At 68.6% G+C, this 13262-nt stretch carries 12 protein-coding genes and 1 pseudogene; 5 read left to right on the top strand and 8 right to left on the bottom strand.

The genetic code is table 11. The annotated features are described in order from the left end of the window. Nucleotides 1–12: 12 nt before the first annotated feature. Both ACFVYN_RS15740 and ACFVYN_RS15735 read left to right on the top strand, forming a co-directional pair. Nucleotides 13–942, top strand: a complete 930-nt coding sequence (locus tag ACFVYN_RS15740; protein WP_389998297.1) for a 5'-3' exonuclease H3TH domain-containing protein — start codon at nucleotides 13–15, stop codon at nucleotides 940–942. 93 nt (nucleotides 943–1035) lie between these two features. After that, nucleotides 1036–1881, top strand: coding sequence for a siderophore-interacting protein (locus ACFVYN_RS15735; protein ID WP_389998104.1), 846 nt, complete (start codon nucleotides 1036–1038; stop codon nucleotides 1879–1881). 129 nt (nucleotides 1882–2010) lie between these two features. Here ACFVYN_RS15735 and ACFVYN_RS15730 read toward each other — a convergent pair whose 3' ends face one another. Further along, a complete protein-coding gene (locus tag ACFVYN_RS15730) occupies nucleotides 2011–2217 on the bottom strand; it encodes a hypothetical protein (RefSeq protein ID WP_389998101.1) in 207 nt (68 codons plus the stop codon). A gap of 246 nt (nucleotides 2218–2463) precedes the next feature. Between ACFVYN_RS15730 and ACFVYN_RS15725 the strand changes: the two genes are divergently transcribed. Then, complete coding sequence (locus ACFVYN_RS15725) at nucleotides 2464–3996, top strand: amino acid permease (RefSeq protein ID WP_389998098.1); 1533 nt, start codon at nucleotides 2464–2466, stop codon at nucleotides 3994–3996. Nucleotides 3997–4072: 76 nt separating this feature from the next. Here ACFVYN_RS15725 and ACFVYN_RS15720 read toward each other — a convergent pair whose 3' ends face one another. Next, entirely contained in the window at nucleotides 4073–4654 is a 582-nt protein-coding gene (locus ACFVYN_RS15720; protein WP_389998095.1) for a GNAT family N-acetyltransferase, read from the bottom strand. 1288 nt (nucleotides 4655–5942) lie between these two features. On the opposite strand from ACFVYN_RS15720, the gene ACFVYN_RS15715 reads away from it, so the two are divergent. Beyond that, nucleotides 5943–6968, top strand: a complete 1026-nt coding sequence (locus ACFVYN_RS15715) for a pentalenene synthase (RefSeq protein ID WP_389998093.1) — start codon at nucleotides 5943–5945, stop codon at nucleotides 6966–6968. A gap of 98 nt (nucleotides 6969–7066) precedes the next feature. Next, the gene (locus ACFVYN_RS15710) at nucleotides 7067–8014 is read left to right on the top strand and encodes an RluA family pseudouridine synthase (protein WP_389998091.1); all 948 of its coding nucleotides are present in this window, start codon (nucleotides 7067–7069) and stop codon (nucleotides 8012–8014) included. A gap of 23 nt (nucleotides 8015–8037) precedes the next feature. On the opposite strand, the gene ACFVYN_RS15705 is transcribed toward ACFVYN_RS15710, so the two are convergent. The 6 genes and pseudogenes from ACFVYN_RS15705 to ACFVYN_RS15680 all read right to left on the bottom strand — a co-directional run. Continuing rightward, nucleotides 8038–9507 (bottom strand): cytochrome P450, encoded by a 1470-nt coding sequence (locus ACFVYN_RS15705; RefSeq protein WP_389998088.1) that lies wholly within the window; start codon nucleotides 9505–9507, stop codon nucleotides 8038–8040. A 154-nt stretch (nucleotides 9508–9661) separates the two neighbouring features. Further along, nucleotides 9662–10282 carry an ATP/GTP-binding protein gene (locus ACFVYN_RS15700; protein ID WP_389998085.1) on the bottom strand — a complete coding sequence of 207 codons (621 nt, stop codon included), beginning with the start codon at nucleotides 10280–10282 and terminating at the stop codon, nucleotides 9662–9664. Further along, a complete protein-coding gene (locus ACFVYN_RS15695) occupies nucleotides 10263–10685 on the bottom strand; it encodes a DUF742 domain-containing protein (RefSeq protein ID WP_389998083.1) in 423 nt (140 codons plus the stop codon). The genes ACFVYN_RS15700 and ACFVYN_RS15695 overlap by 20 nt, the downstream gene beginning before the upstream one ends. Next, entirely contained in the window at nucleotides 10682–11089 is a 408-nt protein-coding gene (locus ACFVYN_RS15690; RefSeq protein WP_007380839.1) for a roadblock/LC7 domain-containing protein, read from the bottom strand. Before ACFVYN_RS15690 ends, ACFVYN_RS15695 begins: the two co-directional genes overlap by 4 nt. After that, nucleotides 11086–12675 (bottom strand): sensor histidine kinase, encoded by a 1590-nt coding sequence (locus ACFVYN_RS15685; protein WP_389998080.1) that lies wholly within the window; start codon nucleotides 12673–12675, stop codon nucleotides 11086–11088. The genes ACFVYN_RS15690 and ACFVYN_RS15685 overlap by 4 nt, the downstream gene beginning before the upstream one ends. Before the next feature lie 249 nt (nucleotides 12676–12924). Beyond that, a pseudogene (locus ACFVYN_RS15680) lies at nucleotides 12925–13262 on the bottom strand (TetR/AcrR family transcriptional regulator); the annotation flags it as partial.

Below are 13262 nucleotides of genomic sequence, written 5' to 3'. Positions count from 1 at the left end.
GGGTACGGCATGATGCGAGACGTGACCGGACGACTGATGCTCCTCGACACCGCCTCGCTCTACTTCCGTGCCTACTTCGGTGTGCCGGAGTCGGTGAAGGCTCCCGACGGCACACCGGTGAATGCCGTGCGCGGCCTCCTCGAATTCATCGACCGCCTGGTCAAGGACCACCGTCCGGACGCGCTGGTGGCCTGCATGGACGCCGACTGGCGGCCCCAGTGGCGGGTCGACCTCATCCCCTCCTACAAGGCGCACCGCGTCGCCGAGGAGCGCGAGAGCGGACCGGACGAGGAGGAGGTGCCGGACACCCTGTCGCCGCAGGTGCCGGTCATCGAATCGGTCCTGGACGCGCTCGGCATCGCGCGCGTGGGGGTCGCCGGATACGAGGCGGACGACGTGATCGGCACGTTCACCGGACAGGCGACGGGCCCGGTCGACATCGTCACCGGCGACCGCGACCTGTATCAACTGGTGGACGACGAGCGCCAGGTGCGGGTGCTGTATCCCCTCAAGGGCGTCGGCACGCTCCAGTTGACCGACGAGGCGTGGCTGCGCGACAAGTATGGCGTCGACGGCCGGGGGTACGCGGATCTGGCGCTGTTGCGCGGCGACCCGAGCGACGGTCTGCCGGGCGTGCCCGGCATCGGTGAGAAGACGGCGGCCAAGCTGCTGGCCGAGTTCGGCGATCTGGCCGGGATCATGGCCGCGGTCGACGATCCGAGGACGAAGCTCACGCCGTCGCAGCGCAAGCGGCTGGACGAGTCGCGGCCGTACCTGGCCGTGGCGCCGAAGGTCGTGCGGGTGGCCGGCGACGTCCCGCTGCCGCCGGTGGAGACCGCGGTTCCGGGTGCGCCGCGTGATCCCGCGGCGCTGGAGAAGCTGGCGGAGCGATGGGGACTGGGAGGCTCGTTGCAGCGGCTGGTGGCGACGCTCGGCGCGTAAATATTGCCCTCGCTTTCCACAAGTGGCACGCCGTCGCCAGCGAGGCGAGTGCTAACTTAGGTAAGCCTAAGCGTAGGGAACTGGGAGGCCGCCATGGCAGAAGGACCGGGACGCAAGCCGCGCAAGCCCCACTCCGCACAGGTGGTCCGCACCGAACGCCTGACCCCGCACATGCAGCGCGTGGTGCTCGGCGGCGACGGACTCGCCGACTTCGGGGCGGACACCTGCACCGACCACTACGTCAAGATCCTTTTCCCGGCCGAGGGCGCGACCTACCCCGAGCCCTTCGACATGCAGCGGATCCGCGAGGAGTTCCCGCGCGAGCAGTGGCCGGTGACCCGCACGTACACCGTGCGCCACTGGGACGCCGAACAGCGCGAGCTCACCCTGGACTTCGTGATCCACGGCGACGAGGGCCTGGCCGGTCCCTGGGCGATGCGCGTCCAGCCCGGCGAGACCGTGCGCTTCATGGGCCCGGGCGGCGCCTACGCCCCGGCCCCCGACGCCGACTGGCATCTGCTCGTCGGTGACGAGAGCGCGCTGCCCGCGATCGCCCGCTCCCTGGAGTCGCTGCCGGACGGCGCCCGGGCGCACGCCTTCATCGAGGTCTCCGGGCCCGAGGAGGAACAGAAGATCGACTCCGACGTGGAGGTCGTCTGGCTGCACCGCGGCTCCCGCCCCGTCGGCGAGGCCCTGGTCGAGGCCGTGCGCGCGCTGGAGTTCCCGGAGGGCCGGCTGTGCGCGTTCGTGCACGGCGAGGCGCACTTCGTGAAGCAGCTGCGCCATCTGCTGCGCGTCGAGCGCGGCGTCCCGCGCGAGGACCTGTCGATCTCCGGCTACTGGCGCCTGGGCCACAACGAGGACGGCTGGCAGGCTTCCAAGCGGGACTGGAACGCACGCATCGAGGCGGAGCAGGAGGGGGCGGCATCGGCCGCTTAGGCATAGGTCTCCGAAAGGGGCGGCACCTTGGAAGGTGCCGCCCCTTTCGTCGTGTCCGGGAGCCGTGTCCGGGAGTCGTGTCCGGGAGTCGTGTCAGGTAGTCGTGTCAGGTAGTCGTGTCCGGAGGGATCACACCGACCGCTGGCACGACCGGGACGTCCGGATCGACAGCCACACCACCACGACCGCCAGCCGAGCAGCGCTCCCCCGCGTCGTGCTGGAGTCCTTGCCCTGGCAGCGCAGGGTCTGGGCCATCTCGTAGGGATGCACGGGCTTCTGCCGGAGCGTCGCCAGCACGGCGAGTGCCAGGGGGTTGCGGAGCTTGCGGCGCTGCATGGATTCACCTCGCATCCGAATATCCGTGGCCAGCTATATCGCGATCCAGAAAGCCCCGTCAATAGACACGATGTATCGCGTTTTTGTAGGCCCACGCAAGCACGTGAGGACTTGGGCTCCGCGCCGACATGCCCGCGTCACGCACCCGAAACAGCTCCTCCCTAATTTCTGTCACCCGACAGGAATTCAGCTGCCGCACCGCTGTTCCGTGCTTCCGCCCTCATGCCGCCGAAGGCAGGTACCGCCGTGACGACGACCAGTCCCTCCGACGTCCGTCCCGATCCCCCGCACTCCCCAACCCCCTCCTCCGACGACCGGTCCCTCACCGAGTTCGGCTACTCCCAGGAGCTGCACCGCAGCCTGGGCCGGTACGCGTCCTTCGCGGCGGGGTTCTCCTTCATCTCGGTCCTGACGACCGTCTTCCAGTTCTTCGCCTTCGGGTACGCGTTCGGCGGCCCCGTCTTCTTCTGGGCCTGGCCGGCGGTACTGGCCGGACAGCTGCTGGTTGCGGCCTGCTTCGCGGAGCTGGCGGCCCGTTACCCCCTCTCGGGCGCGATCTACCAGTGGTCGTCCCGCCTCTCCAACGCGACCTTCGGCTGGTTCGCCGGCTGGATCATGGTGATCGGGCAGATCGTCGTGGTCGCTGCGGCGGCGCTGGCCCTGCAGATGGTGCTCCCGGCGATCTGGTCGGGCTTCCAGCTGGTCGGCACCGACCCGGCGCCGACCTCGGCGGACGGCGCCGCCAACGCGGCCGTCCTCGGCGTGATCCTGCTCGTCCTGACGACCGTCGTGAACGTCGTCGACAACCGCGTCATGTCCCTGATCAACCGGGTCGGCGTCACCGCCGAGATCATCGGCGCGGTCCTGATCATCGTGCTGCTGCTGACCCACTCCGAGCGCACCCCGAGCATCACCTTCCACACCGCGGGCGCCGCGCAGAACGGCCTGTTCGGGGCGCTGCTGGTGGGCTCGTTCACGGCGGCGTACGTGATGATCGGCTTCGACAGCGCGGGCGAGATGAGCGAGGAGACCCGCAACCCCCGGCGCACCGCGCCCCGCACGATCCTCACCGCGCTCGCCGCGGCCGGCGCGCTCGGCGGCCTGATCGTCCTGGCCGGCCTGCTCGCCGCCCCCAGCCTCACCGACGGACACCTCTCGGTCGACGGCCTCAGCTACGTACTCACCAGCAGCCTCGGCGACGGCGTCGGCAAGGCTCTGCTGGCCGACGTGGTGGTCGCGATCGCGGTGGCCACCCTCGCCATCCAGACGGCGGCCTGCCGCATGCTCTTCTCCATGGCCCGCGACGGCCAACTGCCCTTCGCGGGCCGCCTCGCGCGCGTGAACCCCCGCACGGGCATGCCCACCGCCCCCGCCCTGGTCGTCGGCATCCTGGCCGCCGCCCTGCTCCTGCTCAACTTCGCCTCGCCGGAGGCGTTCCTGGCCATCGGCACGACCTGCATCGTGATGCTGTACCTGGCGTACGCGATGGTCACGGGCCCCCTGTTGATCCGCCGCATCCGGGGCGAGTTCACCTCGTCGGGCACCGACGAGGAAGGCGCCCGCCTGTTCTCCCTGGGCCGCTGGGGCATCCCGGTCAACGCCCTGGCCCTCCTCTACGGCCTCCTGATGACCGTCAACCTGGCCTGGCCCCGCGCCGAGGTGTACGACCCGGCGGGCGGACACTGGTACTTCCAGTGGTTCACGGTGCTGTTCCTGGCCGCGACGCTGGCGGTGGGCATGACATGGCGTGCACTGCGCGGGCGTACGTCGGCGGGTTGATCGCGGGAGTGGAACGCGGGGGTGGAACGCGGGGGGACCGCGGGGGTGGCTCAGGAGCGCCGCCCCTGCGGGCCCCTCAGTCGCCCCGCACCCGCGCGTGCAGATGCATGTCGTGCCAGCCGTCCGGGTGCAGCACCGCACTTCGCTTGGTCCCTTCCAGGACGAAGCCCGTCTTGGTCGCGACACGGCACGACGCCTCGTTGCGGACAGCGTGCATGAGCTCGAGGCGGTGGAAGCCGACCTCGTCGAGAGCCCAGCGGGACAGGGCGACCGTGGCACGCGCCGCGACCCCCCGCCCCCGGGCCTCGGCGGTCGTCCAGTAGGCCATCTCGGCCTGCCCGTCGACGAAATTGATCTCACGCAGGGCCACGCGGCCGAGCAGCAGACCGGTGTCCCCGTCCGCCACGGCCCACTGAGCGGTCTTCTCCCCCGCCCAGGCCTGTCGCCACTCCTCGATCCAGCCGCCGACCTCGTCCACGGAGTCGGCGGCTCGGGCGTGCCACTGCTGCATCACCGGGTCCTGGAACGCGGCATGGACGGCGGGAGCGTCCTCGGGCCGCCAGGGACGCAGGAGCAGTCCGTCGCCGGTGGGGAGGGTGGGCTGGGCGGTGCTGGAGAGGGTGCCGGGTGCGAGCACCGGGCCAGTGAGGAAGGGCATGACCCGCATCCTGCCAATCGGGCAAGGCCCGTCCCAACGGTTTTTCCCCTTGCCGACGTGGAGCCGTTGGCCAGTCGGTACCCACCCTCGGGCGACCGCAGCCCGCGCCCCCGGCCGCGCGGACCAGACGTGCCGCCTCGCGGTGAACTTGCTTCCCAACTGCCGCAAACGCGGGTGGTACCCACGGCGCATCGACGGCCTGGAATGCGCGGCCGTGCATCCGGCGGCCAGGGGATCCGCTCCGTGCGCCGGGGCTGCGCCCCCTTTCCCACGGCCGAAAATCGTCGCATGGTGCGAAGTGGTGGGCTGTCAGGGTGAATTGCGAGCATGAGCGGTGTCGCACCCGGGCCCGTGAGGGTGGTGGCCGAATGCCTGCGATGGTCGGCGGAGGGCCTCGGGAGCGTGTCGCGCGTAAGGCGCGGATGCGGTCGGTACGGTCGGCGTGGTCGGCGTGGTCGTGTACCAGTGCGAATCCGACCGCGCCGGAGGCCTACCCCTTACTGACCGGGCCGCCCGGAATGTCGCCGAGACCAACGAACCGGCTGCTGCCCGACGCGCCCCTCGCAGCCGTCCCCCACGGTGCCTCGCACCTGCGTCAACTGGCCCCACACGGTTGACGAAACCCACGGTGGCACTGGAAGGTAGGGATGATCCACGACCTCGCCTCCGACAACGCTGTCGTGGCGGTGGTGGCCACCGATTGTGGGTGCCGCCGGGTGGCCGCCTCGAAGGTCACACCAGAGAACTGCCCGGCATGCGATTGACGAAGCCCTGCTCGACCTACTCGGCCGACAGGCCGCACAAACCGTGCATGAGTCAGCGACGCCGCAGTTCAGCGTATGGAGCACAACGCACAGTTCATGAACTTGGTCGACTCCGCCTCCCGGAGGGCATCATGAAAAGCTCTGCTCGTTCCCAGTTGCCCCTCTCCGCCCCCACGGGCTCGCAGACACCCGGTTCCCCCCGAGGCGCCGGAGTGGTGCGGGGCTCTTGCCGGGCACTCCCCCAGGGCGCTTCTGACGGCTCTTGATCGGACACGGTCCGGCCGCGGTCATCCGTCGCAAGGCGGATGATGCTCCTGCTCGCCTCGTCCACCTCGGCACAAGCGGCCGAAGAGCGGTTTCAGGAGCCGTCAGAAACGGCCTACTCCTTCTCATCCTCTGATGATCATTTTCATTGGTCTCTGGACAAGAATACTGAAGCAGCGACACCCGCAGGTACGAGGTATCGGCGACCACCTGACTTGCTGGGTAGACAAGCATGCTGAGGCAGAAACTGGGAGACAATAATGCCCCAGAACATAACCATCAAGTTGCCCATTCCGTCCCGACTGAACACCGGTTTAGCAACCGCCAGAGAACGCAATCTGGAGTGGATGCGCCGACATAACCTGGTGTCGGGACACGAGGCCATCCATCGCTACATGTTCTCGGCAGTGGCGGACCTGGCCGCCTACAGCTATCCGGACGCCGAAGGTGCTGACCTCGACCTGGCCTTTGACACCATGGGCTGGTTCTTCCTGTTCGATGATCTGTTTGATGTACCCGAGGGGCGTGAAGCCGATGTAGCCGTCGATGTGTGCCAGCAACTCATCGCGCTCGTCACCCAGCCGTCACCGCGGGAAACCAACCGCGATGCGCCTCTGGTGGGCGCCTTCGCGGACATCTGGCGTCGAGCCACGACGGGGATGTCCCACGAATGGCAGCAGCGGGCCGCCCACAACTGGGTGGACTACCTGACGGGAAACCTCACTGAGGAGATCGATCGGCGTACCTGGATCCCCCAGGACTTCGCCACCCGAATGAGGGTGGGTCACCGCACTCTTGGGCTTATCCCCTCGCTCGACCTGGCCGAAAGGGTGGGCCACTTCGAGATCCCGCAGATCATTTGGCATAGCAGCCAACTGGAATCGATGCGACGAGCAGCTGTCGATTCCGTCAAACTCATCAACGAGGTGATGTCCCTCGAGAACGATGACGCACGAGGCGATCCCAATCTGGTGCGTTGCCTCATGCGGCAAAGCAATTGTTCACGCGAGGAAGCCATCAGGGTCACCGTCAGCCTCATCCAGACAAAAGTCGGTCAGCTCTTCGATCAGATGAAACTGATCCCCCTTTTCTGTGCCCGGCTGGGGCTTAAGAGCACAGAGTCCGAGAAAGTCCAACGCTATGCGTCCGCCCTGTTCACATGGATACGCGGGAGCTACGACTGGAGCCGCAGCAACGGCCGTTACTCGCCACGAACAGCCAGCGCCCTGAGCCCGAATATGACCGGCCAGCTCCACCCCGCAAACCTCACGACCGTATCTCCATAACTTCTCGGCGCCTGCAGGGAACGTGGCGAGGACGCGCCCCTCTTCCGAGCCTCCCGCTCGCCCTCGGTGTCAGGGCCCTCTCGTAGGCTTGGGCCCTGATGAGACGCCGTACTCCGCCCCCGCCTTCTCCCCTGCCGCAGCGCGACGGGGTCGATCCGGTGCGGGTGCGGCTGCCGCCCGGCGACGCCTGGCCGACCGTGCGGGATCATCTCGTGGCGCGGCTCGCGGCCCGGGCCGAGATCATCGACGGGATGCTGGCGGCCGGGCAGATCGTGGATGCCGCCGGGCATCCGGTGCCACGGGACCTGGCGTACGTGCCGGGGATGTTCGTGTGGTTCCACCGGGACCTGCCCGCCGAGGAACGGGTCCCCTTCCCGATAGACGTCGTCTACCGGGACGAACACCTGGTGGTGGCCGACAAACCACACTTCCTCGCCACCACCCCGCGCGGCAGCCATGTAGCCGAGACTGCCCTGGCGCGGCTGCGCCGGGAGCTGGCCATCCCTACGCTCGGCGCCGCGCACCGGCTGGACCGGCTCACGGCCGGCCTGGTCATGTTCACCGTGCGCCCCGAGGAACGCGGCACCTACCAATCGCTGTTCCGGGACAGACGGGTGGCCAAGGAGTACGAAGCCGTGGCCCCCTACGACCCGACGCTGCCCCTTCCCCGTACCGTGCGCAGCCGCATTGTCAAGGAGCGCGGAGTCCTGGCGGCCCGCGAGGTCGACGGTGAGCCCAACGCCGTCAGCCGGATCGAGTTGCTGGAGCACCGGGGCGAGCGCGCCCGGTACCGGCTCACACCGAGTACCGGGCAGACGCACCAGTTGAGAGTGCACATGAGCGCTCTGGGGGTGCCCATCCTCGGCGACCCCCTCTATCCGGTGGTCACCGCTCCAGTGGCGCCCGGCGACTTCCGGCGTCCGCTCCAACTGCTGTCACGGACGCTGGAGTTCACCGATCCGGTCACCGGACGCGAGCATCGGTTCGTCAGTCCGCGCGTGCTGCGGGCCTGGTCGTCGTACGACGAATGGGTCACCGGGTCGTAGGCCCGACTCCGGTGCCGATCGGCTCACTCGCCGCGCCACCAGCGCAGGAGGCGCTGGAACACTCCGGGCCGAGGGTCCGGTACGGGCGTCTGCGTCGGAGCGGTGGGTGGAGTGGTCGCCTCAACCGGCGCCGTCTTGCGCTGGGGTGTGCTGATCAACCAGTTGCTGGAATTGTGGAACGCCAGCGGGTGCGCGGGCCGCGCCATGACATCCTGCTGGGGCTTCGCCTCGAACTTCACCGGTAGTTCCAGCAAGTGCCGGTTCGAAATGGACGCCCACCAGCGCAATACATCTTCCTCGCAAGCGAGTTGGACGTCAGGCAGGCGGGTCAGCAGCGCGTCAACACCGACCTCGGCGATGACACGGCCGATGTCCTGTCCCGGGCACTCATGGGGACCACCGCCGAATGCCAGGTGTGAGCGGTTGCCCTGCATGTGTGCCTTGGTGTCGGGCCGCACCCGTGGGTCGACGTTGCCGGGGGCGATCCCGAGGATGAGGGCATCACCTTTGCGGATGCGCTGGCCGCCCAGTTCGGTGTCCTGCTTCGCGACGTAGGGAAGCACGGTGCTGAACGGCGGCTCGTCCCACAGGGACTGCTCGACCGCCTGCGGAACCGTCATCTGGCCGCCGTTGAGCTGGGCGCGGAACCGTGGGTCGGTGAGCACCACCCGCAGCACGTTGGCGATGAGGTTGGCGGTGGCCTCGTACGCTGCGACCAGGATGATGCGCAGGTGTTGACCGACCTCGTCGTCGGTGAGCTGTGCCGGGTGGTTGATCAGGTGGCTGGTGAAGTCGTCCCTGGGCTCGGCTCGGCGGCGAGCGGTGAGACGCATCAGGACGTCCATGAGGTACGCGTTGCTGGCGATTGCGGTTTCGCTGCCCTTGGGCATGTCACGAGCGGCCTGCACGATCTGGTCGTTGTACTCGTCGGGCATACCGAGGATTTCGCACATCACCATCATCGGCAGGTGCTCGGCGAACTGTCCTACCAGGTCGGCCCTTCCCTCTCCGCAGAAATTGTTGACGAGTTGCTGGGTCGCTCGGTTGACGTAACGGCGGATGCCCCGGTGATCAATGGTCGAGATGGCGCCGGTGACCGCACCCCGCAACCGCAGATGCTCATCGCCCTCGGCATGGCTGCAGATGGGTTGCCAGGCGAAGTGCGGCATGAGCGGATGGTCGGGCTTGACCGTGCCGTCCTGGAGAGCGGACCACAATCGGGTGTTACGGCAGAACTGCGAGGGATTGCGCACCATGTGCAGGTTCTCGGCGTGGCCGAGTACCAGCCAGACCGGTACGTCCTCGTGAAGCAGCACTGGAGCCACGGCTCCGTGCTCGGCGCGGAGCTTCTCGTACACGGCCTCCAGGTCTTCGGACCCCGGGCCGTACAACCGACGCAGTCCGCCGACGCCGATGTCGTGTGCGGGGCAGCCGGGGGGCGGGACGACCGTGGGGTCGTCCTTGCCAGCCAGGGAAAAGGAGTCAGGCGTCACGATGTCGCTCCGAAGCTGAGGTCGATCTGGTGTACAGGAAGTAAGGGGCCCCGGTTCGAGCGAAGCCCGGACAGGGAGGCTCGCGCGGGAGCCGGGGACGGGCAGCGTGCCCGGACGTACTGGATGCGGAAGGACCGGACGTCCATGCCCCGCCTCACACAGCCGCCTTCTCCACCGCCAGCGAATGAAGGAACTGCAACAACGTCATCAGCACGTCCCGACTGGACGCCCGTCGGCGCGCGTCGCACTCGACGATGGGGATGTCCTCGCTGAGGTCGAGCGCGGTGCGGAGGTCCTCGAGGGGGTGGCGGGGGCCGTCGGGGAAGGTGTTGACGGCGACGACGAAGGGCACGCCGCGTTCCTCCAGCCGGTCCATGACGTCGAAGCTGACCTCGAGGCGTCGGGTGTCCACCAGGACCACCGCGCCGAGCGCGCCTTCGAACAGGCCGTTCCACAGGAACCAGAAGCGCTCCTGGCCCGGGGTGCCGAAGAGGTACAGCACCAGTTGCTCGGTGATGCTGATGCGGCCGAAGTCCATGGCCACGGTGGTGGCCGTCTTGGTCTCGGAGCCGTAGTTGTCGTCGACCCCGATGCCGGCCTGGGTCATGGTCTCCTCGGTGGTCAGCGGTTTGATCTCGCTGACCGAGCCGACCATGGTCGTCTTGCCGACGCCGAAGCCGCCCACGATGACGATCTTCACCGCGGCCTCGGCGGTCTGGGGCAGGTGGTCCGCTGTTCGCGGACCGGGGATGGTGTCAGAGCCTTTGAAGTCCATGCATCACCGCTTCGAGGAGGGAACGGTCGGCCAGCGCCTGGCGGATCACAGGGGCGCGCGCCGTCACCAGTTCGGCCGTCAGCAGCTCGGTGAGCAGGACGGTCACCACGCTGAACGGCAGGCTGAGATAGGCGGACAGCTCGGCCACGGACAGGGGGGCCGTGCAGAGCCTGAGCAGCGCCGCCTGCTCGGGCGTGGCGGAGGGCGGTGGGTCGGCGTGCGCCACGATTAAGGTGACCAGGTCGAGTTCCGAGCGCTCGGCTCCGTCGGGGCCGGTGATGACGTACAGCCGCTCGGGGTTCTTCTTCGGTCCCTCGGGTGGGTCCTGGCCCTCCTGCGGGGGTGGCGGGGTCGGTTCCTGACCGGCCTTGGGGAATCGCCGTCGGCGTTGTGGAGGAGTCATACGGTCTGCCCGTTGCGCCGGGGCGGACTCGTCAGGTGCGCGCCGATGCGGACGACCAGATCGCTCATGCGGGCGCTCATGTGGCCGGGTTCGGTGATGATGTCGGAGAGCACCGCGAGATAGGCGTTGGGGCCGGCGGCCATGAGGTAGAAGTAGCCGCCGTGGATCTCGATGAGGACCATCTTCATCTTGCCGTCGCTGCCCGGGATCTCCCCGGCCACGGCACCCGCCAGGCTCTGCAGACCCGCGCACGCGGCGGCCACGCGGTCGGCGGTGTCCGGGTCGCCGCCGTGCCGTGCGATGCGCAGGCCGTCGGCGGAGAGCACCACGATCATCTGGATGCCCGGTACGCCTTTGGCGAGGTCCTGGAGCATCCAGTCGAAGTTGCCTCGCTGCTGGATCACTTGAGGTTCCCCTCGTCTTCGGCCTCGGTACGGGCCGGTTCGTCGGTCGGCTGGGTGACTGTGGAAGAGGCGGGGCGTTTGAGGCCGTCCATGAAGGCCTGGACCCACAGACCCGGCGGGGTGTCGTCGGGCTTCGGCTCGGGCTCGGGCTCGCGCTTGGCCGTCGACCAGATGGTCGGGCGGCCCTCCCGCTCGGCGCGTTCGATCTCGGCCTGCTCGGCGTAGCGCTGGGTGAGCGAGGTCTTGACCCGGCTGCGGCGCTGCGGCAGCCCGTTCGCCGTCCACTCGGTGACCTCGGGAACGTCGTCCTCCATGGACACCGGCGTCGTGAACTTGGGGCTGGTGGGGCGGCGCTTCTTGATCGTGCGCTTGGGGCCGGGCAGGGCGCCGAGTTCGGCCTTGGGCACGGCGGTGGCGCCGATGCCGTGGGCGAGTCCGACGCCGGGCTCGTCGGTGAGCATGTCGCTGGGTACGACGAGGATGGCGCGGACGCCGCCGTACGCGGAGGCGCGCAGGGAGACCTGCATGTCGTACGCAGCGCAGAGGCGGCCCACGACGGCGAGGCCGAGGCGCGGCGACTCGCCGAGGTCCTGGAAGTCCACGCCGGCCTTGGCCCGCTCCAGCATGCCCTCGGCCCGCAGCCGGGCCTCCTCGCTGAGGCTGACGCCGGCGTCCTCGATCTCGATGCAGACGCCGGTCTGCACCTCGGTGGCGGTGACGTGCACCTTGCTCTGGGGCGGCGAGTACCGCGTGGCGTTGTCGAGGAGTTCGGCCGCGGCGTGGATGACCGGCTCGACTGCGGTGCCCTTGACGTTGACCTTGGCGATCGAGGAGAGGTCGATGCGCCGGTACTCCAGGATCCGGGACATGGCGCCGCGCAGCACGCTGTACAGCGCCACGGGCTCGGGCCACTGCCGGCCGGGGCGGCCGCCGCCGAGGACGGAGATGGAGTCGGCGAGCCGGCCGATCAGCGCGGTGCCGTGGTCGATGCGCAGGAGGTCGTCGAAGACCTCCGGGTTGCGTCCGTGGTCCTCCTCCATCTCCCGCAGTTCGTTGGCCTGCTGGTGGACGATGGCCTGCACGCGCCGGGCGATGTTCACGAAGGAGCGCTGCGCGGCGTCACGCATGATCTCCTCGGTGTCGACGATGGTGAGCACCGTCTTGAGCAACCGGATCTGCGCCTCGGGCAGGTTCCCCCACGCGGGGTCGAACTCGCCGAGTCGGCGAATCACCTCTCCGGGGGAACTTCCGCGGCGCAGCCAGTCCAGCGCGGCGGGTGCGATCTCCTTCGCGAACCGGATCATGTCCTGGTCGTGGTCGGCGATGCGCTGCTTCAGATGAGCCGTGTGACGGGTGTGCTCGAGTCGCTGCTCACGCAGTTCACGACCGCGCCGTACGGCTTCGGCCGCCACCGCGATCACCAGCAGCGTGGCGATGGCACCGCACCAGCCGACAGCGGCCCTGGCGGGCTGCTGCACCAGCGCGACACCGGACCCGGTCACCGCGGCCATGACTATGGCGGGGAGCAACAGCACGCGTGCATACGGCAGTTCACGGCGTCCTGGGGGGGATTGAACACTCACCATGTGGGCCCTCTGAGACGTATCGACGGGGAGTCGCACATATAGGGAACAAGCGCACGAATACACATCAACTCGGTGCGCTGCGGGCGAGCTTAGTCCGACCGGATCATCGCCGTGTCATATTCAGCAAGCGCCTGAAACGGGCATTGCGACTGGAGTAGCCTCGGTCCATTTACACGCTCCGGCACCATTCGAACACGTCGAGTCATGGCGTGCGGGCGCGCGAATCCCACTCACTGCGGTGAGTGAAGATCAGTGTTCGGCCGGGTTCCCGGCTCCGATTCCGGCGATGCGCAGGGCCGCGTCCGCGGTGGCCTCCGCGAAGACGGAGACGGGTCGCTCGGGGTCGGAGCGGTGGACGAGGATCACGCCCTCGATCAGACCGAACAGCAGGTCCGTGCGGAGCTCGAGCTCGCTCTTGGCGAGGGCGCTGCCCGCGGCCGTGGCGGCGAGCAACTGCCGGTAGGCGTCCTTGAGTTCGGCGCGCACGGCATGGAAGCCGGCGAACCGCTCGGCGCGCACCTCGGGCAGCAGATAGAGCCCGCCGAGGTTGTACGGCCCGCCGCACAGCACCTCGACGTCGGCGCGGC

This window comes from Streptomyces sp. NPDC058307 (assembly GCF_042880295.1).
In the GTDB taxonomy this organism is placed as follows: domain Bacteria; phylum Actinomycetota; class Actinomycetes; order Streptomycetales; family Streptomycetaceae; genus Streptomyces.
Note: the sequence above shows the minus strand (reverse complement) of the source record. Positions and strands in the feature narration are given on the sequence as shown.